Source organism: Candidatus Omnitrophota bacterium (genome assembly GCA_028715415.1).
Lineage (GTDB): Bacteria > Omnitrophota > Gorgyraeia > Gygaellales > Profunditerraquicolaceae > JAQURX01.
In genome coordinates, this window is the sequence record JAQURX010000011.1 from 1 (window position 1) to 22,041 (window position 22,041).

The following is a 22,041-nucleotide window of genomic DNA, read 5'->3' on the forward strand; positions in this document are numbered from 1 at the left end:
ATTGACAAATCCGATACCCGCAGAGGAAGGCCCTCCATGCACAAAATGTTTAACCAAAACTTAACAAAACGCAAAGATTTGAAATTCTCCGGGGAAGATCTGGCGATAGTTGCAGGCGACGTAATGTATGCGATGAGCATGCTAGCCTTTCTTTCAATAAAAGAAAACTTGCAACGAAAAGAATTAGCTTTTAAGAAATTGATGGAAGCTGCTTTTTTTACAGGAAGCGGAGAATTTATTGAGATTCTATTCGGCCTAAATGAACTTGACCGGATTGAGAAAAAAGATATTTACAAAATCTATGACTACAAAACCGCAAACTACACATTTGCCTCTCCTCTTGCCATTGGAGCGACTTTAGCCGGCGCTAAAAAATCAGAAGTAGATAAACTTTTTAACTTTGGAATTTATTTGGGCCGCGCGTTTCAGATTAAAGACGATATACTTGGAATGTTTAGCGAAGAAGCTGAAATTGGAAAATCTATTCTTTCTGACCTGCAGGAGGCAAAAAAAACAATTCTTATCTGGTATGCATTCAACCACTCAAACAATAAAGATAAACAAGAAATCAAACAAATGCTGTCAAAAGGAAATATTGATAGGGCTGATTTGCTAAAAATGCGCGAGATTATGAAAAAGACAGGTTCGCTTGATTACGCTAAGAATGAAGTCAATCTTGCTATAGAAAATGCAAAAAAGATACTTAATTCCTCAAGGATGCTTCCTCGTTACAAAGAAATGCTTTCCAGTTATTACAATATAATCTTAGGCCTATAACCTTTTATTTCCCAACACAAATAAATCTACACTTTCCTTCTTTTATATCCAAAGCCAATTCATTCTTTGGATCAATTTCCAACGCTTTATTAAGATAAAAATTATACTTTTCAGTATCACCTTTAACTTTATAAACCTGAGCCAACCGGACAAAGGCATCACTTAAGTTTGGGTCGATTTCAACAGCTTTCTTAAGATAAATTTCCGCTTGCGCCAAATCCCCTCCTGCAAGAGAAGGAGCAAGAAGATAAAAACTTCCTATGCCAAACATTACGGCAGCTGAATTCGGCTGAAGCTTCTGTGCTTTCTTCAAATTAGGGAATACCGCAGTTCCATTAACGACCTTTGAAATCGGGCCGCCGTAATGCGCAATCATTCCTTTAGTTCCGCCGTAAATTAGATAAGCCCGCGTATAATTGCTTAGATCCACATTCTCCCTGCCCTGCTCTATTACCTGCAAGGATAACCTCACCGCGGCATTCAAATCAAATTGCCTGTATTTGATATAAGCAAGTGTAATTTTTGCCGGAACAAAATCTGGTTTTGTCTTCAATACTTCTCCAATAAGATCCTGAGCTTCTTGAATATTATGCTGCCTACGCAACACTTCTGCCACTCCCCACTTCGCCTCAATAATATCGGGCTGCAAGCTTAAAACTTTTTCAAACGCTTCTTTTGCTTCTTTATCTTTATGTTCATTTAAGTAAAATAAACCTAAAACATACAAACTATCAACTGAAGCTGGGTTACTTTGTAAAAGATTAGCTACTTGCGATTTAGTTATGCTGTCTGCCTCTTCATGCAGCCTCTTCCAATCCAGAGCAAAACAATTTAAACCCGTAGAGAAAATAAATATGGCTACGAACAAAGATATTTTTTTCATCTTCCTTCCTTTGCCTTAAAATATTCCCAGAAAATTATCGCCATAGTAACCATACTAAAGCCAAATAAAAAATCCTCTATTGGTATCGAGCCGATTCTAATACCCAGAAAATATTCCGGATTGTAAATAACTATTTGTTTCCCGGTTAAGAAACCATTCACAAGGAATTTAAAGAATACGATTGCGACAAGGAATAGATAAAAGATCGGGCGTAGCAAAATCTTAGTCTTTAAAAGAATATCTAAAAAAACGGTAACAAAAATGGAAAGTATTGCGATAATTGTGTATTCTCTCATTTTTTATTTTTTATTAATAAATTAATTGCTTCCCAAGTAAATATGCAGCAAAATGTAATTACTATGAAAAATAACACTTCTTCAACAGGCAAATTTATGATTCTATAACACCATACCCCCTCCGGACTAAAAGACCAGTGCCCGCGAAAAGTGGCAAACACATCCCAAGAACCAAATAATAGCAAAATTAATGTTATTGAATAAATAAGGGGACGTAAATGACGATAGAACTTCAAAGGCGGGTAAAAACTTAGAATCAAGGGAACGATTCCTGATATTATCAAAAGGCCCATGTATTTTGACATTAGCTTATTTTATTATGTTAATTTTAGTTTTACAAGCAAAACATTAACGTGTTAGGCGGGTGACGCCGAGTCGGGGCACCCCGCCGAGCGCAGTGGGCGAGCACGGCGGGGTGACTCGGCGGCAGGACCCGCTCAAAAAGGACTGGATTAGCTTAAAAAAGGTTGTAGAATATTTATCATGAATGGTCCAATATCACAAGGATACAAAGAAGCTGAAGGTATCACAAAAAAATTCGCTAAAACTTTTTATTTTGCCTCAAGATTCTTGCCAAAAGAAAAAAGGTTAGCCTCTTATTCTATATATGCGATTTGCCGGATTAGCGACGAAACTGTTGATAAGGCTAAATCTGAAAATTATGCGAAAGACTTGGATGAACTGCAAGAAACAATCAACAATGCTTACTCTCAAACAGAACAAAAATCAAGCCTTCTTCTCTGTTTTCGTGAAACTGTAAAAAAATACGAAATCCCAAAATTATACTTTGATGAGCTGATATCCGGAATGCGTATGGATTTAGAAAAATCCCGTTATCGCAATTTTGAGGAATTATATAAATATTGCTATAAAGTTGCCGGGGTAGTCGGGCTGATGATGGCAAAAATCTTTAAAAGCAACAATCCTGACTCTGAAAAATATGCTGTTAATCTGGGAGTTGCAATGCAGCTAACCAACATCCTTAGAGATATAAAAGAAGACTTGAATAGAAATAGAATCTATTTACCCGGGGATGAATTAGAGAAATCTTCAGTCTCAGAAGGTAATCTCAACAAATCAATCATTGATGAAAATTTTAAACATTTGATGGAATTCCAAATTAACCGTGCAAGGCAATATTATGCAGACTCTTCTATTGGAATTAAAATGATTGGTGATTTAAAAAGCCGTTTTGTGGTTTTAACAATGAGAGAGCTCTATTCTGGGATATTAAAAGAAATAGAAAGAAATAAATTTGATGTTTTTACCAAAAGAGCGCACGTTAGTTATTTTAAGAAAATATTCCTCATTCTAAAACTAATATTTAGGGGAGAAAACTTATGAAAATTAATCTTGCTAAATCAGCAGGGTTTTGTTTTGGGGTAAAAAGAGCTTTAAAGATTGCCCTTGAAACCGCCACAGTCGGCAAAGAAATATGTATGCTTGGAGATATAGTACACAATGAAGATGTGGTAAAACAGATTAGCAAAGCCGGGGTAAAAAAAATTGGTAGGCTTTGCCAAGGGAAAGAAAAGATTTTATTGATCCGCGCGCACGGTGCAAGTTTAAGCACAATTAATAAAGCAAAAAAACTTGGATACGAAATCGTTGATGCCACCTGCTTAATGGTTAAAGAAATCCATAAAATCGCGCAGAACATGGAAAAAAAAGGTTACCGCATCATTGTCATCGGAGACAAGAAGCACGACGAAGTGATGGGAATTGTTGGACAGTTAAATTCAAAAGCAATTGTAATAGACGGCCTTGAAAGCATCCCTCCAACAATTAAAAAGATTAAAAAAGCCTGCGTTGTATCGCAATCAACGCAGAATATCAAAAAAGTAAATCAAATAGTTGATGCCCTTAAGCTCCAGATAAAGAACCTTAAGTTTTTTAATACAATATGCGTCCCGACAAAACTAAAACAAGAGGAAATAAAGCTAATGCCCCTTCAAAACGATGTCATGATTATCATCGGATCAAGAAAAAGCGCAAACACAAGAAGGCTTTATGAAATTTCAAAATCGCTTAATCAGAATAGTTACTGGATAAATTCCAGCAAGGAAATAAAACGAAGTTGGTTTAACGGAAAAAATTCGGTCGGAGTTACCGCAGGGGCTTCAACACCTGACACAACTACTAAAAAGATTATAGAATATTTAAGAAAGATAGGCTAAATATTCTTGTTGTTAATTAAATCCGCGACAATCCTTGAACCTGCAATTACTACCGGAAGCCCTCCTCCCGGTTGAGTACTCGCTCCCACGAAATATAAATCCTTTATCTTGGAATCAAAATTCGCCGGCCTAAAGAATGCGCTTTGCATAAGATTATGTGCTAAGCCGAAAGTTGCTCCAAATTTAATATTATAGCGCCCGATGAAATCCTCTGGATAAAATTTATGCTCAAACTCAACCAAATCTTCAAGATTAATCCCGAGAGTTTTATTTATTTTATCAAAAATAATCTTTCTTAACTTATCCTCATAATCTTTTATATCCTCCTGTGCATTTTCAAGATTAGGGACTGGCACGAGGATATAAAACAAATCTTTGCCTTCAGGCGCCAAGGAAGCATCGGTTACCGTAGGAACGTGTATGTAAAACGATGGGTCGTCAGGCATTGCTTTTTGATTAAATATCTGATTCAAATTCCTCTTAAGGTCTTTGGAAAAGAATAAATTATGGTGAGCTAAACCATTGACTTTTTGTTTTAACCCCAAATACATAAGATAGACGGAACAGGAATATTTAAATTTAGGCAGCCTCCTTGATAGCAAATCACTTTGCGTATAGGCATAATCGGCATTTACTACGACTTTGTCAGCTTGAACCTCTTTATTACTGCTTCTTAGGATAAACTTGCTGCCATTCTTTTTGATTTCTTTAATTTCATAATTGTAATTAAATTTTGCGCCGAATTCTTTTGCCAATCTTTCCAATGCTAAAGGTATTCTGTACATTCCTCCCATAGAATGGAAAATTTTCTGCACATGGTCAGTATAGCTAATTATGCTGTAAAATGCCGGGGCATTAAAAGGCGAAACACCCATAAACATTGCTTCAAAAGTAAATGCGTAACATAATTTCTCCGACTTGAAATATTTTTGAGCTAAGTGCCAATATGACTCAAAAGCATGAATCTTCCCGATTAAAGGCCAATAAGCAGGATTGACTAATGACTTGGCAGTAAAACATTTAAAAAGAAGCGGCCTGACAGCCTTATAGATTTTCTCAGCTTCTTTGATAAATTTTCCATAAGCCTCCACACTCCCCTTCTCTATTCTTTCAAGCTCACCCTTGGTTAATTCATTGTCTTTGTAAACATTCAGTATTTCGCCATCCGGATAATAAATCCTATAATTAGTATCTAAGGCTTTTAAATTAAGGTAATCTGAAATATTCTTTCCGCAGTAAGTAAAAACTTCTTCAAAAAAATCCGGCATCATCACAAATGACGGGCCCATATCAATTTTAAAACCGCGGTCCTCAATTATATTATTGCGCCCGCCGCAATTAGGAAGTTTTTCAAAAACTTCAACCTCCCAGCCATCTTTGGCAAGCCGGGCTGCTGTTGCCAGACCGCCAACCCCTGCTCCAATAATCGCAATTTTTTTATCCATTAGGTTTATTTATTTGAAAATATTCTTTTGATAAACATAGTAGCAAAGCTACCGCGCAAAAGCATAAAACTTAATACTAATTTCTTTTTCCTTGAATAAAGCTCGTCATCAACTACATTATACTCCAAGCCTTGCGGCTTAACAATTGCTTTACGCAAGAAAGATTTGAAGAACGCCCGCCTTAATTTAATTTTATTAAACATGGGGTTCTTAATTCCGTTCTGCTCTAAAACTTTATCGTAAGCTTCCTGAGCGATACAATCGGGCAATGAGGGCTTGTTTCCCGGAACAGGCAAATTTAAGCCATTCAAATAACGATAGCTATCCTCATCTAAGCTCTCATAAAAAACATATTCCCCGCAAACTCCCGGATAATGAAAAGTTTTATACTTAGAAAAAGTTAAAATAATATTTCTTAATACCTCATTCCAAAGAAATGACTGGTATGAAGAAAAATAAGTTGCCAGGGCTTCATGAGGAATTAATTTTAATACTTCCAAAAAATTATTTGGCTTTGCGCTTAACAGATCAAATGAATTCTTTTCAAAATCAGTTTTTGCTTTTAGCTTACATGCTTTCCAATCTCTCCAGTTATCAAAGAAATATTGTTTTCTATCCCTGTCTTCTTTTCTTTCATTGGCATTAGTAGATGTAAGAAATATTTTTAATGCGCCGTTAAATTGGTTCTTTAATATTTTCTCCGCAAAAAAACCTTGCCGGGAATCAAAACTGCCAAACCGCTGGTCATCAAAATAATTGGGAAACCCCAATGAATTCACTTCTTCCATTATAATTAATGCCTTCTTAACATCCTCTATATTCAAATCTCTTATTGTTATTTTGAATTTATTTTCCTTTATTAATGCAGGGGCCATTGGCTTACCCATTAGGCCGATAAATTTAAGAGAATAATCTTTTTCTTTTAATTCAATTATCTTTGGATTTTTTATGGTTATGTATTGACTAGTTAAGCCATATTTATCTTTTCTTCCTCCGTATGAAAAATACTTAAACTGGATTTTTGACCTTTGCGCAATTTCTTTTAAGAGCTCAACAGTATTTCTTCCTTTTTTCTCCAGTAAATAAACCGCATAATCGCCTTTTTTAACAAAAGGCAAATTAGCTATCTCTTCAACCACAAAATCTTCCGGTTTAACTTTAATTTTTACTTTCATTTGATTGCAAATAATAAACCCCTCTGCAAAAAATTGCAGAGGGGTAGTTTGAAAATTATCTTATAAGTATTTTAAAATCTGATTTAACACTTTTTCTGTCGCGGCCTTATCGGAAATCATGCCTACCCTTACTTCTACCCTTGAAGCCCTATCTGAAATACGACGGACATCAATCCAGATTGTTTTTCCGTCAGTATAATTACTTTTAATCTGAGTAATCTCATCTTTTCTGGTTTCTTTCGTGATCCTTAGCTTCATTGATTCAAGTGCGCGTTTGCAACCATCTATCGCCCTGTCATACGAAGCGTTGACCTCTTGAGACAACTTCCCTGATAACCAAGTAGAAGTTCCTGCTCCACCAGCAGCACCGGCAACCACAGCCACACAACCGCAAATATTCATTAGCATAAAGACTGCGATAATCAACACTACAAAATTTTTAAACATACCCCCTCCTTATCTTAACTTTAACGCTTAACCGTAATCCTTAATGCTTTTAAACCTGCCATTGTATTAATGTATTCTACAGTAACTTCATCAGATATAAGAATATCTCCTAAGGAAATGCTCTTCGTGCCTCTTGTAATCTTTGTTTCGTTCGTAACAACAAAAGTAATTTCATCCGAATATAGGCCCTGACGAATAAATATAATTAATTTATCTGCGACCCAATCGGTTTCCCTGACCTTGCCTGAAACGATATTTATTTGTTGCTTCGGATTAGATTCCTGAGAATAGGCAGTAGCAATTAATGAAATACTTAAGAAAAGAATAAACAAGCCAGTCTTTACCATTTATCCCTCCTTTGTTTTAATTATAAAGATTTATCAATAATTGACAAGTAAAATTTAGTTAATATAATATCTTTATGCATGCCTTAACATTAATAATTACCAGTTTACTTATTTTTGCCCTAGCATATAGATTTTATGCGAAATTTATCATTACAAAAGTGCTTGTGGCAAATATCCACCGCCCCACCCCAGCTCATACTTTCCGAGACGGAAAAGATTACCATCCTACTAATAAATACATATTATTTGGCCATCATTTCGCGGCTATTTCCGGGGCTGGCCCGCTTGTTGGCCCAGTTCTGGCAGCGCAATTTGGGTATCTTCCCGGATTCCTTTGGATTTTAATTGGAGCTGTTTTGGGGGGAGCCGTCCATGACACCGTAATCCTTTTTGCAAGCGTAAGGATGAAAGGCTACTCGCTTACCCGCTTGGCAAGAAAACATATCGGCCCGGGTGCCGGATTTATTACGGGCATTGCAATTCTTTTTATTATTATTACAGCTCTTGCAGGACTTGCATTAGTCGTAGTTAATGCGCTTAATGAAAGCTCATGGGCAACATTTACAATCGCAGTTACTATTCCCGCAGCACTACTAACCGGGTTATATATGTATAAAATCCGCCCGGGGAAAATTATTGAGGCCTCGCTAATCGGAGTATCAATTGTAGTTTTAGGCGTAGTTATCGGAGAACCACTCTCAAAAACAAGTTTTGGATCATATTTCCTTCTCTCAAAACAATCTCTTTCCATAATTCTTCCTGCGTATGGGCTGATTGCTTCAATTTTACCGGTCTGGCTACTCCTTTGCCCGCGCGACTATTTAAGCTCTTACATGAAAATAGGAACAATTCTTTTCCTTACTCTTGGAATATTTATTGTTAACCCGCATATTCGCATGCCCGCGTTTACCCCATTTATCCATGGGAATGGCCCGATAATCCCGGGAAAAGTCTGGCCTTTTGTCTGCATTACTATTGCCTGCGGAGCAATCAGCGGATTCCATAGCCTGGTAAGTTCCGGCACAACTCCAAAAATGATTAACAGCGAAGCTGATATCCGCTTAATCGGATTTGGCTCAATGTTAACAGAAGCAGTGGTTTCAATTATGGCGCTCATTGCCGCAACCGTCATGCTTCCGGGAGATTATTTCTCAATAAATTTACCGGCGGATGTTTTCCAAAAATTAGGATTAAACATTTCGCAATTGCCACAAATAGAACAAATGACAAAAGAAACCCTCTCTGCCCGGCCGGGTGGCGCGGTTTCGCTTGCCGCAGGAATGTCCCTCATACTTTCCTCTATACCCGGGATGAAAAACCTAATGGGATACTGGTATCATTTTGCAATAATGTTCGAGGCATTATTTATTTTAACAACAGTAGACACGGGAACACGGGTTGCAAGATATATCCTTCAGGAAATGATTAAAACATTTAACCCGAGGGCAAAATTAGCAAAAGGAACGTGGATTCCCGGAGTAATTATATGCGGTGTGGTTATAAGTTTTCTTTGGGGGTATCTAGTTTATAACGGAGATATATCTACTATCTGGCCGATGTTTGGTGTGGCAAACCAACTCTTGGCAACATTAGCCTTGGCAATCGGGACGGTTTATATACTGAAGCACTCAAAGAAATGGTATTATGGATTTATTACTTTTGTTCCTTCGGTATTTATGTTTGTAACTACTTTTGTCGCAAGCTTATATAATATATTCAACAATTACCTGCCTAAACAAACATTCCAGGGAAATCTAAACGCCAGCCTCTCTATTATTATGCTTATTCTAGTAGTTATCATCTTCTACCACTCTTTAAGAAAATCCTATCAACTTTTAAAAGTTTCACTCTAAAATACCTGTTTTACAAACTTGGGAAAATTTTAACGCGCTCTCTCTAACAGTCCTTTTATAAGTACTATAATCAATCTCTATTAATCCAAACCTCGGGCCAAAACCTTTATCCCATTCAAAATTATCCATTAGCGACCAGTAAAGATATCCCGCCACATTAACACCTTTTTCTATTGCCTGGTGGACATTTTTTAGGTGAGCGTAAATAAATTCCCAGCGCTGGCTATCATCCAAAGTACAAATTCCGTTTTCTGTGATAGTTACCGGAAGATTATATTTTTTAAGCATCAAAAGTAAATCAAAAATCCCTTCAGGATAAATGTCCCATCCGAGAGAATTTTTCTTAAGCGGATGATGGTTATTTTGACAGGCATCCCAGACCAAATTACCAATCCCCCATTTTTTTAATTCCACTAGCTGCCGCGAGTAATAATTTAAACCGATAAAATCCATAGCCTTATGCCGGGATATTTTATTAAGGATAGAAAAATTATAAAGCTTATTTCTTAGCTTAGCAGCGAACTTGTCTTTAAAGCTCTGCGTACAAGGCACATAGGCTTGCATATGCTGGGCAATGCCTATAGACGGCTTTTCAAGATTTAATTCTTTATAAATTTCATTTATTAACCGGTAAGCCCTGATGTGCGCTGAAACTAAATTATCTGAGACTTTTTTTGCTCTTAAATACGACTTTACCTGCGGGGGCCAAACTCCGAAAAGATAGGAATGAGACAAATATATTGTAGGTTCATTTATGGTAATCCAAAAATGAAGATGTTTTGCTAATGAACGCACTACAAAATCACAATAACGCAAAAAATAATCAACAGACGCTTTATTCTCCCACCCGCCAAGTTTGCTAAACCAAATCGGATTAGTAAAATGGTGCAGAGTAACTAACGGCTCAATATTCCGCTCTCTTAAAGAAAGGATGACCTGAACATAATGCTTTAATTCTTCTTCGGAGAACTTACCCTCCTCTGGCTCAATACGGCTCCATTCAATGGATAACCGGTGGGCGTTGTGATTCAGGCTTTTAGCAAGATCAAAATCCTGATTAAATAATTCGTAATGACGGCAAGCCTGCCCGGAATTTTCTTTTCCGGCATCTTTCTCCCATTGCCACCAATCAGAATTTGTATTATTACCTTCCACCTGATAGCTGGATGTCGCAGCGCCCCATAGGAAATTCTGCGGAAATTTAACCATACTAAAATTATATCATTATAAAATAAAAAACATAACGAAATTAACATCCATAAGCTTGACAGAGGGATTAATACAGTGTAAATTGTTAGCATGCGCTTCTTAATTAAGTTAATAAAGAAAACTTACAAAATGGCCTCACCGAAAGAGCGCAAGACAGTTATGAAAAATGTCGCTTCTCTTTCGGTTTTACAGTCTATCACCTACATCCTTCCTGTAATAATCCTACCTTATCTTTTTAGGGTAATCGGCCCGGAAAAATTCGGTTTGATCGCGTTCGCTCAGGCATTTGTACAATACTTCATGATTTTGACTGACTATGGATTCGGGATCTCAGCTACAAAAGAAATCTCTATATGCCGCAACGAACATTCTAAAGTCTGCCAAGTGTTCTCTTCAGTAATGATAGTAAAAATCGGGCTTGCTTTTATAAGCTTAGGGATACTCGGAGCAGTTGTTTATTTCATACCAAAATTTAGAAATGATTGGATGGTTTATGTTTTAAGCTTTGGCGCTGTTGTAGGAAACACGTTATTCCCCATCTGGTTTTTCCAAGGCACTGAAAAAATGAAACATATTGCAGATTTGAATATCTTAGGAGGATTCCTCTACGCGATTTTTATCTTCGTTTTTGTAAAAACCCCGGGCGATTATATAATGGTCCCTCTTATTAATTCCGCCATATTCCTGATGACCGGGCTTATGGGGCAATATATAGTTTTTAGAAGATTTGGAGTCGCTTTTAAATTCCAAGGTTACGAAAACTTAAAGAAACAGCTTAAAGCCGGCTGGGATATTTTTATTTCCATCGTAGCAATTAATGCTTATACAACTACGCGTATTTTTACAGTTGGGCTTCTCACAAATAATACTATCACAGGATTTTATTCTATCGCCGAAAGAGTAGCTAATCTTTGTCAAACCTTTCCGCTGTCATCTTTCTCTCAGGCTATATTTCCAAGATTAAGCAAGATATACCACAAAAACAAAATCAAAGCATTTGAAATTATGCAAAGAGTGCAAAAAATCACGATCATTATTTCAATAATCTGCCTTCCTATTATTTTTGCTTTATCTAACCTGATTGTAAGGGTTGTCTGTGGCGGGTATTACCATGAAACAATTTTGTCCTTAAGGCTGCTGCTTATCTCGGTATTTTTTGTAAGTGCAAATGCTTTCCGTGTGCAGTTTTTATTAGTTTGCGGAAAAACTCATATATATTCCAGAATCCACGTGGTTATGGCGATGGTGGGCTTACCTCTTATATTTCTTTTGATTTATGCTTTTTCTTACAAGGGAGCGGCCCTTGCAACAGTGCTTATTGAAGCGGGGATTTTCACTATTACCTATCTAACGGTAAGAAAACTTAAACTTTAAGATTTTTTATTCATATTCTTTAAATACCGTTAATAATTTATTGACCATTTTCTCTTTTGAAAAATCTTTTACAACCTTATCGTATGCTAAAATCCCCATTGATTTACATAAATCCCTATCCCTGATAAATGAATGTACAGCCTTCACGAACTCTAGCTTATCATAAGGGCTAATCAAAACACCATTAACTCCATTGGTAATAAAATTCTTAATTCCTCCCACATCAAAAGCAATTGCGGGAATCTTAAAACTAGCAGCTTCCAGTAAAACATAACATTGTGCTTCCCAAACTGAAGGAATGACAATAAAATCTTTATCCTCAAATATTTCATTTTTATTTAAAGACCTGCCTTTAAGATGTATATATCTAGATAACCCCTTCTCTAATACCTGTGCCTTTATGCGACTTTCTAGCTCTCCATCTCCCCAGAATTCAACTTCAAAATTTTGTTCATTGACCTTATTAACTAACTGATCAACCATTTCAATAAAACTTAATTGGCCTTTCTGTTCACATAGCCTTCCGACCAAAGCAATCCTTACAAGTTTATTGTTATTACGAATTGATAAATCTCCTATCCTTGACAAGTCAATACCATGCTCTATTACTTTTATTTTTTCCGAAGGATAATGATAATAAGAAATACAAAATTCTTTACACTGCACCGTAGAACACAAAACACATTCCACATTAAACATCACTAATCGGATTAAAAACCTTAAGATTACTGACCTTAACCAATTATTAGATGCAACCGGTCCGGGCAAATGTTCGAAACAAACAACTTTCTTTCTTAATAAAACCCCGGAAATAATAAATAAAAGGCTCTTTGTCGGATAAATCTTGTTAATAAAGACTACGTCCGAAGAAAGCAACAATTTTAACGCCTTTTTGATATGCACGGGCGTTAAACTCAAAAAGTTTTTAGGCAAAGAAAGAACTGGACAATTGAGCCCTATAAAGAAATTACGTAATTCAGATATTACTTTAAAATCTCTACAAATAAGATTAACCTCATAACCGTGATCTGTTAAATATGGGAGCACCTCCATTAAATACTTTTCAGCTCCCCCCATTGCATAAGTATCAGTCTGGATAAGGATTCTAAGTTTTTTCATAAATTAGGTATACTTATTATTATTCCAAGAAATAAAAGTGCAGAGCCTTTTAACAAATCATTTGAAGATTAACACACTGTAAACAAGAAGAATTTCTCTTATCAGAGAATACAACTTCTGTATCGGGCTATTTTGATTAAAAAATCTGTCAAGTAATAAAGCTACAAGCATTAAACAAGAGAAAAATACTGCAATTCCCTTAATTTGCAACAAACCATTTGATTCGCTTAAATAAAACCCTAAAGTTAAAAACATTACTCCTATCAAATCAACAAATAATTTAATCCTTCTGGAAGATTTCACCCCTAGGCGCACGCTAAAAGTCTTACAACCAGATTTAGAATCAAAATCATAATCTGTAATTGTATGCAAAATTTCATGCCCCGTAAAACAAAATAAAATTCCTAAAAATAAACAAACCGTTACAAGTGAAATTGAAGAATAGTTTATTATCAATATTAGCGGGGCTCCGGCGAATAAACCCAATGAAGCAGCCAGTGGGCCAGCCAATGTTTCTTTAAGCCTTAACTTAAAACCATTATAAAAAAACCATAATAAGCAATATGCTAGGAATGCTAAGATCGACCATACAGAACGACTAACTAATAAAAAAGAGGCAACAGAAAGAAAAGTAAAAATAAATACCAGAAATATTGCTTTTTTCCGCGGCAACCCACCGGTTTTAATAGGATTCTTGGTATCAGGATCAACCTTACAATCACATAAAGTATTATGGATGAATCCGGAGATCATCTGAAAAAAGAAAGGAACTATGAATAACAAATCAAAATATGAGGAAAAGTGTTTTTCTCGAAAGGCTATTGCTATGAAAGGAAGAAGATATAAAAAAAAGGAATGGTACGGGAAAACGCTTCCGTGTGCTGCAGATAATATCGCAGAAAACTGCTTTTTGGCCATAACTTTACTGACAGCAATAAAACTTAAACTTTAAACAAAAATCACACTTCAATACCAAATACTTTTCTTATTATTAAGCCAATCCCAAAATTAATCGCGGCTATCCCTAAGCTAATCCCTGCCATTTCAAGAAACCTCTTTTTAAAAGACAGCCCCTTAGCAACAGAGATATAGAAAGTAAATATTAGTATTATTAAAATGGCATCGATGACAACAAAGGACAAACACAAAAATATATTTTTAAATATAAAATACGGAGCAACTAAGACAATAACCGTCCCTATATAGACAATCCCCGTATAAACACTGGCCTTAAACGGATTTTTTTGAGTATCTTCCTGCTTTGTAGACAAATATTCCGAAGCCGACATAGACATTGCAGCCGCAATACCAGTAATGATCCCTACAATTCCCACTAATCTGGTATTTTGTAAAGCCAGAGTAAAACCAACAAGAGCGCCGGTTAATTCCACTAACGCGTCATTTAAACCCAGCACCATAGAGCTAACATATAAAAGGCGCTCTTCATTTATGAGGCTGATTAATTGGTTTTCGTGCCTTTCTTCATCAATAATTATCTTCTCAACTTCCGGAGAAAGTTCTTTTAAAGTAGAATAATTTTCCTGCGCCTGCCCCTCTCCGCTCTCCATCAGCTTTATCCCAAAAGTAATCCCAAATATCCGGTTAATTAATACATAAAAGAATACTTTTAGTTTATCGGGAGATACGGATTGCTGAGTAAGGCTCTTCCAGAAATTGTAATGCTCGAGCTCTTCCTGCGATATCTTCTCTAATAATTCCTTGTTCGCCTTGTCCTTAATAATACAGCTAAGCTCTTTATAAATCAGGTGCTCGGTAATCTCGCTTCTTTGAATAGACAAAATCTTATTTTTAATGCTTTGTTCCAGCATCCTATTTTGCCTCTTTGTAAACCTCAAGGACATCGCCGGTATCTTTATCAATAAATACCCAGACATCCGGAAGCGGATCTTTGAAATCAAATAATACTATTTTATAATTCTTAAGGAAACCTTTTCTTAGAATCCCATGGTTAGGCGATTTATCTTCTCCTGCAAGATAACCAACTCTTTCTTCCCAAAGTTTTCCGCCTTCATCATAGACAATATTAGCTTCTCCTATCTCAATATTCTGGCCCTTCGCTGCTTCAGTCGCAATAGTAATAACTTCATCTTTCATTTTTTCCTGGGCATACAAACAAGTTGCCATCGAAAACAAAGCTGCTGCCATTAACAGAATTACTGTTAGCTTCTTCATCTTCTCTTCTCCTTTTTATTTACGCTTTCGGAAAGCTGGTTTTTTCCCTACGGGCCTGCGATTTTCCCTGGCTTGTGGTTTATCAAAATTAGGCTGGAATGATCCGCCGCCTTCCTTGCGCTTAGCAAAACAGTCCTTACAGTATACCGGGCGGTCTCCTGTAGGCTTAAAAGGCAATTCGCATTCAGTGTGGCACTCCGAGCAGATTGCTTTAGTAAAGCTTCTTTCCCGAAAATTTTCCCTGCCTCCCCTTCCAAAACGTTGTGAATTATCAAAACGCTTAAAAGGCCGGGAGTAATGATCCCCTCCGGAAGGCCGAGCTGAAGACTGAGTAATTAAAGTATCAATTTTCTTCTCCAAGGCAACCAGCTGCTGTTGCATTTTATCAATAAGAACCGCTACATCCGGACCAACCTGTGGCTCAACTGTAACACTTTTACGCTTAATAACTTTTTTCATCTTGCTCCTTATCTAAATAGATTAACCTGCCAATTCCAAGGTTCTTATTATACAGTCCTTTCTAATATAAAGCAAACTTCTTTGAAGCCTGCATCCCTACGCTGCTATTTTTTTCCCAAGATGAATTGCTCTTTTGCTTATCCCTTTTAAATTAACAATCTCACCAGATTCTTTGGCATTCGGAACAAGGAGAGAATAAAATTTCATATCGCTGTAATCGGCTATCAGTTTAAATGATTTCTCAATAATATCCAAACCGATATCCTCATACGCACTTAACAATAAACACATGGACTTTCCTCTCATCGGGGATTCAAACGTATCCGTTGTATTATCCCATTTATAGAGAGAAAACATTCTATCAATGATAAGCTTAAGCTGAGCACTTGGCCCATAGAAATAAAGCGGTGTTGCAAAAACAATTACATCAGCTTGCGCCATTTTTTTAAGCACTTCTCTTATATCATCTTTAATAACACACTCGTATTCCTTCATCTTCTGGCATGACCTGCAAGACGTACACCCATTTGATTTAGATTTAAGCAGAGCTGCCCGGATTATTTCAACTTTTCCCTTCTTTATTCGAGCGCCCTTCGCGAGCCACTCCACAAGCTTAGCAGTATTTCCGTTTCTTTTCGGGCTGCCATTAAGAATTAGGATCTTTTTAGGCATATAGGCCACCTTTGAAATTTTATTTTAATATCAAATTAAACAAATAACCTGTAAACATAATCCCTATACCCACAATCCCCGCGAATATAATCAATAGCTTTAACTTCATCGCCTTGCGTAAAATCATGAACTCAGGCAAAGAAAGTCCGGTTACTGCCATCATAAATGCCAATGTAGTGCCGATTTTAACACCTTTTTCTGTAAGCACGCTTACCAAAGGAATCACACCTGCAGCATTAGAATAAAGCGGTATACCTATCAAAGTAGCTAACGGCACTGCATACCATTTGTTGCCACCTGCATATTTTGCCAGGAAATCGCTTGGGACATATCCGTGTATCCAAGCACCTACCCCGATACCAACAATTATATAAGGCCAGACTCCTTTCATTATGCAAAGCGTGTACTCCACAGCCAACCTAATCCTATCTTTCCAAGATAATTCAAGATTGGCTACCAAAGAACTCACGGGAGGCTTAAAAGCAATACGCTCAACAAGATTTTCTACTTTTAACTCTCCGATAATTATTCCTGAAATAATAGCGATAACAAGCCCACTAACCGTATAAATTAAAGCTATCTTCCATCCAAACATCCCTAAAAGCAAAACAAGGGCTACCTCATTAACCATCGGGGAAGAGACAAGGAAAGAAAACGTAGCTCCCAATGGCACCCCTGCTTCTATAAATCCCAAGAAAAGCGGAATTGCACTGCAGGTACAAAAAGGCGTAATGATACCGAATAATGCTGCCAGAATATTACCTGTATATTTATGTTTATGAGAAAGTATCCTTCTTATTTTTTCTTGAGGCAGAAACGAACGGATTATTGATACAGCGAAAATTATTACCGCAAGTAGAATAAAAATCTTTATCGTATCGTAGATAAAGAAATCCAATGCTTCCGCCAAAAGCGTTTTTGGCGGGATTCTAAAAAGTTGATAAGTCAATAAATCTGCCAATAATTTTACCGGGTAAAAGATATCCATAATGTATTCTATATTAATATAAATAAAAACCCTCTGCAAGCCTTTTACTCGCTTGCCCCTTGTAATTGTAATCTAATAGTGTATACTTGATTAGGAAGAGGAGTAGAATAAAGATGGTTATAGTTATGACTCTTCCGGGACAAGAGTGAGGCTACTGAATTGAAACAGTGAACCTCAACTCTTGTTTTTTTATGTGCAGAAATTAAAAACCCCGCCATGTATTATGGCGGGGCTAATTTTAATTTATTCTAAACCCTGATCAATCCGGCTTGTAAACTGTAATCGGCTCATCTTTGGAACCGGCGTAAAAAACGGTAATTTCTACTGGTTCCTCTCCTTCGTTCTTCCCGTAATGCAAGGTATTAACTACTTCCACAATGCCTTCCCCAGCCCTTAGGTGCAAAGTCTTTCCGTCTTCGGTTTGAACCATTAACTTACCCTTCGTTAATACGCCAGCGTTAATAACCGGATGTTTATGCTTTACCAAGGTTCCCCCAGGAGGAATAACAATGCGCAGAATGGTAATTTCCGGTTGTCCTTTAGGATAAGCAGGCAGAAGCGCACCATCCCAACTAACAGAGGATTTTGCCAACTGACAAACGCTGGGTTGTTGAATTGATTTATTACCTGTTAATCCGCCACAACCGGCAGTTAAACAAAGCAACACAACAGCAAATAAAAAACTAAGTTTACTAAGAATTTCTCTCATATTTGTTTCTCTATATTCTACTTGCTTAATTGTTCCATCTTAATTCTGGAGACATCATACTTATCTTTTTGAATCAAGTATTGTGTACTCGGAATTCCCGGGAGGGTATGATGCGGGCATGCCCCCATACCTACTTTTCCGCCACCAAAAATTTACCCTTTTGTGCATTTGTTCAGCTCCAACTTACAGGATTAGAAAGAAAACTTCAGCTTTATTCATAATTAGGCTGAGTCTTACGCCATTCTCGCTTGCTTTGAATAAGCCCGCCTCCAAGAACTTCATCTATTAATCCTAATAGCTGAGCATCATAAGGAGTCAAGAAATGATCGCCTCGACAAAGGCATTTACAAATCAAAACTATGTAATACCAAAAAATACGGGCCTGAGAGTAAAAAGGAGCAAGTAGTTTATTTCGTTCTTCTTCATTGCCAGCAGAACGAATTTTATCCGCCGTGTCTCTGTCAAATAAAGCATGTGCATGATTAACCATCATTCTTGTAGTCGCTTGGATATGGCTAGGACTCTTTATATCTTTCATAAAAGAAAAATCTTCTATAACTGTATCCAGCCAACTATCATTAATATTCTGATTCTTATCGATAGCAAGACGTCTCGCCAATACTTCAAGTAACAGCCTAATGTCATTACGAGAAGCCTCCTCTAGTTCGGAACCCGTAGTGGACTCAGGGACTTGTGGAGGACTAGTTTGCTCCAAATCCATCTTTTTTATTACATCAATTAAGCTGCTTATTACTTTTGTAGGATCTGTTTCTTTTTCTGATTCTGCTTTCGAAAATCTCTGTTCAATTCTTTCAATTTGTATCCACGATGCTAATAGTTCCAAGGCTCGTATCGCGATTTTTTGATCATTAGGACTAGAAAGTCTTGAATAAAGCGCCAAAGATAGACCAACAACATCTACTATTTGCTGTTGATCTTTAGGAATTAATTCACTAAATACTTTATCGTACTGTTCTACAAACTTTTTCCAACGCTCTCTGACTTTGCTAAAAGTAGGTTTCAAATCTAAATAAACCCAAATCAATCGCTCTTGCACACGGTTAGCAAGCTTTAATGAAAATACTGCGTTACTTCTTTCCAATCGGCGCGCGGCCTCTAGCGCTTTAGAAGGAGTAACGTCATCTATGTCAGAGTAACGAACATCATGATACAAAATGTTTGAGTGTGGAAAACCAACGGAATAATCACCAAAAGCTAGAAAACTTGCTGCGGCACTAAAAGCTCTGTTAGTAGCGACAGTATAAATCTCAACCCCCTTCCCATCCTGATCGGGGCAATTTAATAAACTAAGCAGAGATTCCATTGTGCTTACGTTACCACCAGGACTATCAATCCCAACGGTAATCGGATCGGAGCTTTTCTGTTTCATTTGGAGAATAACAGGAGTCAATTCTTTCATTAAAGTGTCATCTATAGGTTTGTTTATATAAATCGCCCGCTCCCAATTTAAAGTCAGTCCAATTTTTCGTTTTGGTTCTTTAGCTACATTTGGAGTTTGACTGCTCTTTTTTGACTGAGTTTTTGTTTTTTTATTTGTTCGAATTTTATTGCTCATTTATCTCACCCATCTATCTCTATCTAAACGCCACATCAATTATCTTTCTCCTTAAACTTCAATCTCTTGCGTAAATAGGACCATGTTTGCCAATCTTCATGCTCATGAGCCAATCTCCCAGCAACAATTCCTGGAGCAATGTTCAATTTCTGAGCAAACACAGAAATAGCCTGATTAGAAAAATCACCTACTGAACAGAATTGCGCAAACTCATGTTTAGGAATTAAGGTACCTTGGGCAAATTCATCTGCTTCTCTTTCTTTTTCATTTGATTCAACGTTCTTTTTATCTTCGAATTCTATAAATTGTTCTTTTTTTCCATGTTTAATAAGATGCCCTAGCTCATGAAAAAAAGTAAACCAGAAAATATCCTCATAACTTCCACGAAGACTTAGCTGAATCATGGCCTTGTTTGCAGTAAGCCATCGAGTCATTCCGTTAACGCATGTGTTTCTAAAATGCGGAACAAATGCAACTGCCACCCCACATGAAGCACAAATTTCAATTATTTTCTTAGGGAAGACTGACGCATCTTGTCTCGTAAGTTTCTTCAAATCATCTAAAGCTGCATTAAGCTTGTCTTTGTCAAATTCTTGAGTTTGTGTCTCTTGGGCGTCTAATTCCCCGCAACGTAACCAAGTAGCGATACATTCATTAGAAATTCTTCCTTTATCTGACCTTCTAAAAGCGATTTCTTGAACTTTAGGTACAAAGGCTAAAGAACTAACGCCAAAAAAATTGAGTAACCTACTCACTTTTTCCTTAGGAGTACGCGCCGGTCCAATATATTTCCATTTAACTAATTCGTTAAAACAAGTGAATTTTACTAATAAGGGGATTTCTTGTACTAATTTCTCTTCCATCTCTATTCTAGTAAGTGTTTCCTCATAGTTTCTCTGTAAGTTATTCCAAAAATTTGCTGACATACCAAATACTGAAGATAATTTTAACGCGGTATCAGTAGTAATCGAGGCTTTACCTTGAACAATCTCATTAATATGTTTTGGGGTCAATCCAGTGCGTTGCGCTAAATCAAACTGAGTCATATTAGATGCTTCAAGAGTGTCTTGCAGTGTCTTACCAGGATGAATTGCTATGGATGGGTGATAAATGTTTTCTCTCATGAATGCCCCCTATGATAATTCCTAACTCCATCAATTTGAATAGAAGTAATTGATTTTAAATCGGAAGGATCCCCATTTAATAACTCAATTAACATTCTGTAGGGATGCTTAATATCCACAGACCATAGGCTATTCAAATTCCCGGCAAGAGAATGCAATCTGGCTTGTGGTATTTTTGAAATGTCATAAAGATTTTCTGCAGAGATAAACTCGTTAATTCTTTGAATAATTTCTTTGGATTGTTGAGCGCCATATTCCCTAGTTAATAGTTTATGATCTTCAAATATCTTTTTCATCTTACTATTCTTGAACTGAACATCCATGGCGTGCCTTTCAGAGAAGCAGTTTAACTATAACACAGATATCGGAAATGTCAATAATTTTATTAACCTATTAGGTTAATAAAATAAATCACAACTTCATTCAAAATATATGAATTCTGGTGAAACATTATTTAATTATTATTTTTGAATTAAATTCCCCAAATAGCTATACCAATTAAAAAACCCTCAATACTTTTCAGCATTGAGGGCTTTTTGTCCCCAATATCCGAAAAGATCGGATATTGTTATGGGTAATTTATCCCTTGCGTAAGCGCTCGAAAGTTCCTTAAATTTGCTACCTAAATTTATTAAAGGTATGCAAATTTTGCGGAACTTTCTTCGCACGCTGCGGGATTAATTTTCTACCCGCTATTAAGCGGGAAAATTAACTCCCCCTATATGACACGTTTCGCAACCAAGATATTACTCTGGGAATTGAATTAAATACTATCAAATTACTATTTGAAGAAGCGAATTTAGGGGCAGTTTAACTTTATGCGATATAAGCTGACAGAAAGCTTCACGAGAACCCACGAACCTTTATTTCTTTTTAAGCAAGTTCTCAATCTGCTTCTGTTGCTCAATAATGATTTGTTGATTGGCGTTGTCAATTTTATTTTCTACAGCAGTAATTCTTCTTTCTAACTCAACCTTATCGTTTTTTGACTCAGAAAATTCTCTATACGTTAGATTATTAAAATGTAACTGGTCTATCACTATTGCCCCTACTGAAATCAGAGCGCTCACGACCATTACAACAATGACTATTACAACTACATATAGTAAGGTATTTATGTCCCGAAACTTTTCGTCTGCTTTTTGTTCAAATGGTGATAATTTAACGGAAGCTTCGCTACTTTCGGGAAATTTAACTTTTGGCTTTTCTGCTGGCATC

General features: G+C 36.7%; 24 protein-coding genes and 1 pseudogene. 6 read left to right on the plus strand and 19 right to left on the minus strand.

Translation table 11 applies throughout. From position 1 onward, the window contains the following. On the plus strand, nucleotides 1-777 hold a 777-nt coding region (locus PHO70_05770; protein ID MDD5432476.1), incomplete at its 5' end, for a polyprenyl synthetase family protein. Nucleotides 778-781: 4 nt separating this feature from the next. On the opposite strand, the gene PHO70_05775 is transcribed toward PHO70_05770, so the two are convergent. Next, on the minus strand, nucleotides 782-1,660 hold the full coding sequence (locus PHO70_05775; GenBank protein ID MDD5432477.1) for a tetratricopeptide repeat protein: 879 nt from the start codon (nucleotides 1,658-1,660) through the stop codon (nucleotides 782-784). Then, nucleotides 1,657-1,956 carry a lycopene cyclase domain-containing protein gene (locus tag PHO70_05780; GenBank protein ID MDD5432478.1) on the minus strand — a complete coding sequence of 100 codons (300 nt, stop codon included), beginning with the start codon at nucleotides 1,954-1,956 and terminating at the stop codon, nucleotides 1,657-1,659. The genes PHO70_05775 and PHO70_05780 overlap by 4 nt, the downstream gene beginning before the upstream one ends. Before the next feature lie 483 nt (nucleotides 1,957-2,439). On the opposite strand from PHO70_05780, the gene PHO70_05785 reads away from it, so the two are divergent. Both PHO70_05785 and ispH read left to right on the plus strand, forming a co-directional pair. Beyond that, entirely contained in the window at nucleotides 2,440-3,300 is an 861-nt protein-coding gene (locus PHO70_05785) for a phytoene/squalene synthase family protein (protein MDD5432479.1), read from the plus strand. Further along, entirely contained in the window at nucleotides 3,297-4,133 is an 837-nt protein-coding gene (ispH, locus tag PHO70_05790; protein MDD5432480.1) for a 4-hydroxy-3-methylbut-2-enyl diphosphate reductase, read from the plus strand. The genes PHO70_05785 and ispH overlap by 4 nt, the downstream gene beginning before the upstream one ends. Here the strand turns inward: ispH and crtI are convergent. From crtI to PHO70_05810, 4 genes are read right to left on the minus strand one after another with little or no spacing between them, the layout of a single operon-like run. Continuing rightward, the gene (gene crtI, locus PHO70_05795) at nucleotides 4,130-5,578 is read right to left on the minus strand and encodes a phytoene desaturase family protein (protein ID MDD5432481.1); all 1,449 of its coding nucleotides are present in this window, start codon (nucleotides 5,576-5,578) and stop codon (nucleotides 4,130-4,132) included. The genes ispH and crtI overlap by 4 nt on opposite strands. Before the next feature lie 5 nt (nucleotides 5,579-5,583). Then, the gene (gene truD / locus PHO70_05800; GenBank protein MDD5432482.1) at nucleotides 5,584-6,753 is read right to left on the minus strand and encodes a tRNA pseudouridine(13) synthase TruD; all 1,170 of its coding nucleotides are present in this window, start codon (nucleotides 6,751-6,753) and stop codon (nucleotides 5,584-5,586) included. 60 nt (nucleotides 6,754-6,813) lie between these two features. Beyond that, a complete protein-coding gene (locus tag PHO70_05805; protein MDD5432483.1) occupies nucleotides 6,814-7,200 on the minus strand; it encodes a DUF3568 family protein in 387 nt (128 codons plus the stop codon). A 20-nt stretch (nucleotides 7,201-7,220) separates the two neighbouring features. Continuing rightward, nucleotides 7,221-7,547 carry a hypothetical protein gene (locus PHO70_05810; GenBank protein MDD5432484.1) on the minus strand — a complete coding sequence of 109 codons (327 nt, stop codon included), beginning with the start codon at nucleotides 7,545-7,547 and terminating at the stop codon, nucleotides 7,221-7,223. A gap of 74 nt (nucleotides 7,548-7,621) precedes the next feature. Between PHO70_05810 and PHO70_05815 the strand changes: the two genes are divergently transcribed. Further along, a complete protein-coding gene (locus tag PHO70_05815) occupies nucleotides 7,622-9,400 on the plus strand; it encodes a carbon starvation protein A (protein ID MDD5432485.1) in 1,779 nt (592 codons plus the stop codon). Here the strand turns inward: PHO70_05815 and PHO70_05820 are convergent. Further along, complete coding sequence (locus tag PHO70_05820; GenBank protein MDD5432486.1) at nucleotides 9,392-10,609, minus strand: glycoside hydrolase family 1 protein; 1,218 nt, start codon at nucleotides 10,607-10,609, stop codon at nucleotides 9,392-9,394. The genes PHO70_05815 and PHO70_05820 overlap by 9 nt on opposite strands. 90 nt (nucleotides 10,610-10,699) lie before the next feature. Between PHO70_05820 and PHO70_05825 the strand changes: the two genes are divergently transcribed. Beyond that, a complete protein-coding gene (locus PHO70_05825; GenBank protein ID MDD5432487.1) occupies nucleotides 10,700-11,983 on the plus strand; it encodes a flippase in 1,284 nt (427 codons plus the stop codon). Nucleotides 11,984-11,989: 6 nt separating this feature from the next. Here the strand turns inward: PHO70_05825 and PHO70_05830 are convergent, their stop codons facing one another. Continuing rightward, nucleotides 11,990-13,102 (minus strand): glycosyltransferase, encoded by a 1,113-nt coding sequence (locus PHO70_05830; protein ID MDD5432488.1) that lies wholly within the window; start codon nucleotides 13,100-13,102, stop codon nucleotides 11,990-11,992. 57 nt (nucleotides 13,103-13,159) lie between these two features. Further along, complete coding sequence (locus tag PHO70_05835) at nucleotides 13,160-13,885, minus strand: UbiA family prenyltransferase (protein MDD5432489.1); 726 nt, start codon at nucleotides 13,883-13,885, stop codon at nucleotides 13,160-13,162. Here PHO70_05835 and PHO70_05840 point away from each other — a divergent pair. Beyond that, nucleotides 13,875-14,054, plus strand: a complete 180-nt coding sequence (locus tag PHO70_05840) for a hypothetical protein (GenBank protein ID MDD5432490.1) — start codon at nucleotides 13,875-13,877, stop codon at nucleotides 14,052-14,054. The genes PHO70_05835 and PHO70_05840 overlap by 11 nt on opposite strands. 7 nt (nucleotides 14,055-14,061) lie before the next feature. Here PHO70_05840 and PHO70_05845 read toward each other — a convergent pair whose 3' ends face one another. The 10 genes and pseudogenes from PHO70_05845 to PHO70_05890 form a co-directional block, all read right to left on the minus strand. Beyond that, nucleotides 14,062-14,931, minus strand: coding sequence for a VIT1/CCC1 transporter family protein (locus tag PHO70_05845; GenBank protein ID MDD5432491.1), 870 nt, complete (start codon nucleotides 14,929-14,931; stop codon nucleotides 14,062-14,064). Between the two features lies 1 nt (nucleotide 14,932). After that, nucleotides 14,933-15,295 (minus strand): hypothetical protein, encoded by a 363-nt coding sequence (locus PHO70_05850; protein MDD5432492.1) that lies wholly within the window; start codon nucleotides 15,293-15,295, stop codon nucleotides 14,933-14,935. A 120-nt stretch (nucleotides 15,296-15,415) separates the two neighbouring features. Continuing rightward, nucleotides 15,416-15,508: pseudogene (locus PHO70_05855) on the minus strand (DNA-directed RNA polymerase). Between the two features lie 342 nt (nucleotides 15,509-15,850). After that, nucleotides 15,851-16,426, minus strand: coding sequence for an NAD(P)H-dependent oxidoreductase (locus tag PHO70_05860; protein MDD5432493.1), 576 nt, complete (start codon nucleotides 16,424-16,426; stop codon nucleotides 15,851-15,853). A 19-nt stretch (nucleotides 16,427-16,445) separates the two neighbouring features. After that, entirely contained in the window at nucleotides 16,446-17,414 is a 969-nt protein-coding gene (locus PHO70_05865; GenBank protein ID MDD5432494.1) for a permease, read from the minus strand. A 259-nt stretch (nucleotides 17,415-17,673) separates the two neighbouring features. Next, a complete protein-coding gene (locus PHO70_05870; GenBank protein ID MDD5432495.1) occupies nucleotides 17,674-18,123 on the minus strand; it encodes a cupin domain-containing protein in 450 nt (149 codons plus the stop codon). 211 nt (nucleotides 18,124-18,334) lie between these two features. After that, nucleotides 18,335-19,699, minus strand: coding sequence for an ATP-dependent Clp protease proteolytic subunit (locus PHO70_05875; protein MDD5432496.1), 1,365 nt, complete (start codon nucleotides 19,697-19,699; stop codon nucleotides 18,335-18,337). A gap of 35 nt (nucleotides 19,700-19,734) precedes the next feature. Beyond that, complete coding sequence (locus PHO70_05880; GenBank protein ID MDD5432497.1) at nucleotides 19,735-20,823, minus strand: HigA family addiction module antitoxin; 1,089 nt, start codon at nucleotides 20,821-20,823, stop codon at nucleotides 19,735-19,737. Continuing rightward, nucleotides 20,820-21,146, minus strand: coding sequence for a type II toxin-antitoxin system RelE/ParE family toxin (locus PHO70_05885; GenBank protein MDD5432498.1), 327 nt, complete (start codon nucleotides 21,144-21,146; stop codon nucleotides 20,820-20,822). Before PHO70_05885 ends, PHO70_05880 begins: the two co-directional genes overlap by 4 nt. Before the next feature lie 540 nt (nucleotides 21,147-21,686). Next, nucleotides 21,687-22,040, minus strand: coding sequence for a hypothetical protein (locus PHO70_05890; GenBank protein ID MDD5432499.1), 354 nt, complete (start codon nucleotides 22,038-22,040; stop codon nucleotides 21,687-21,689). Between the last annotated feature and the right edge of the window lies 1 nt (nucleotide 22,041).

Bases quoted from the DNA above. Each gene is read 5' to 3' on its own strand.
- PHO70_05775 (MDD5432477.1), bottom strand. From the start codon at position 1,660: ATGAAAAAAATATCTTTGTTCGTAGCCATATTTATTTTCTCTACGGGT.
- PHO70_05780 (MDD5432478.1), bottom strand. From the start codon at position 1,956: ATGAGAGAATACACAATTATCGCAATACTTTCCATTTTTGTTACCGTT.
- PHO70_05785 (MDD5432479.1), top strand. From the start codon at position 2,440: ATGAATGGTCCAATATCACAAGGATACAAAGAAGCTGAAGGTATCACA.
- ispH (MDD5432480.1), top strand. From the start codon at position 3,297: ATGAAAATTAATCTTGCTAAATCAGCAGGGTTTTGTTTTGGGGTAAAA.
- crtI (MDD5432481.1), bottom strand. From the start codon at position 5,578: ATGGATAAAAAAATTGCGATTATTGGAGCAGGGGTTGGCGGTCTGGCA.
- truD (MDD5432482.1), bottom strand. From the start codon at position 6,753: ATGAAAGTAAAAATTAAAGTTAAACCGGAAGATTTTGTGGTTGAAGAG.
- PHO70_05805 (MDD5432483.1), bottom strand. From the start codon at position 7,200: ATGTTTAAAAATTTTGTAGTGTTGATTATCGCAGTCTTTATGCTAATG.
- PHO70_05810 (MDD5432484.1), bottom strand. From the start codon at position 7,547: ATGGTAAAGACTGGCTTGTTTATTCTTTTCTTAAGTATTTCATTAATT.
- PHO70_05815 (MDD5432485.1), top strand. From the start codon at position 7,622: ATGCATGCCTTAACATTAATAATTACCAGTTTACTTATTTTTGCCCTA.
- PHO70_05820 (MDD5432486.1), bottom strand. From the start codon at position 10,609: ATGGTTAAATTTCCGCAGAATTTCCTATGGGGCGCTGCGACATCCAGC.
- PHO70_05825 (MDD5432487.1), top strand. From the start codon at position 10,700: ATGCGCTTCTTAATTAAGTTAATAAAGAAAACTTACAAAATGGCCTCA.
- PHO70_05830 (MDD5432488.1), bottom strand. From the start codon at position 13,102: ATGAAAAAACTTAGAATCCTTATCCAGACTGATACTTATGCAATGGGG.
- PHO70_05840 (MDD5432490.1), top strand. From the start codon at position 13,875: ATGAATAACAAATCAAAATATGAGGAAAAGTGTTTTTCTCGAAAGGCT.
- PHO70_05845 (MDD5432491.1), bottom strand. From the start codon at position 14,931: ATGCTGGAACAAAGCATTAAAAATAAGATTTTGTCTATTCAAAGAAGC.
- PHO70_05850 (MDD5432492.1), bottom strand. From the start codon at position 15,295: ATGAAGAAGCTAACAGTAATTCTGTTAATGGCAGCAGCTTTGTTTTCG.
- PHO70_05860 (MDD5432493.1), bottom strand. From the start codon at position 16,426: ATGCCTAAAAAGATCCTAATTCTTAATGGCAGCCCGAAAAGAAACGGA.
- PHO70_05865 (MDD5432494.1), bottom strand. From the start codon at position 17,414: ATGGATATCTTTTACCCGGTAAAATTATTGGCAGATTTATTGACTTAT.
- PHO70_05870 (MDD5432495.1), bottom strand. From the start codon at position 18,123: ATGAGAGAAATTCTTAGTAAACTTAGTTTTTTATTTGCTGTTGTGTTG.
- PHO70_05875 (MDD5432496.1), bottom strand. From the start codon at position 19,699: ATGAGCAATAAAATTCGAACAAATAAAAAAACAAAAACTCAGTCAAAA.
- PHO70_05880 (MDD5432497.1), bottom strand. From the start codon at position 20,823: ATGAGAGAAAACATTTATCACCCATCCATAGCAATTCATCCTGGTAAG.
- PHO70_05885 (MDD5432498.1), bottom strand. From the start codon at position 21,146: ATGGATGTTCAGTTCAAGAATAGTAAGATGAAAAAGATATTTGAAGAT.
- PHO70_05890 (MDD5432499.1), bottom strand. From the start codon at position 22,040: ATGCCAGCAGAAAAGCCAAAAGTTAAATTTCCCGAAAGTAGCGAAGCT.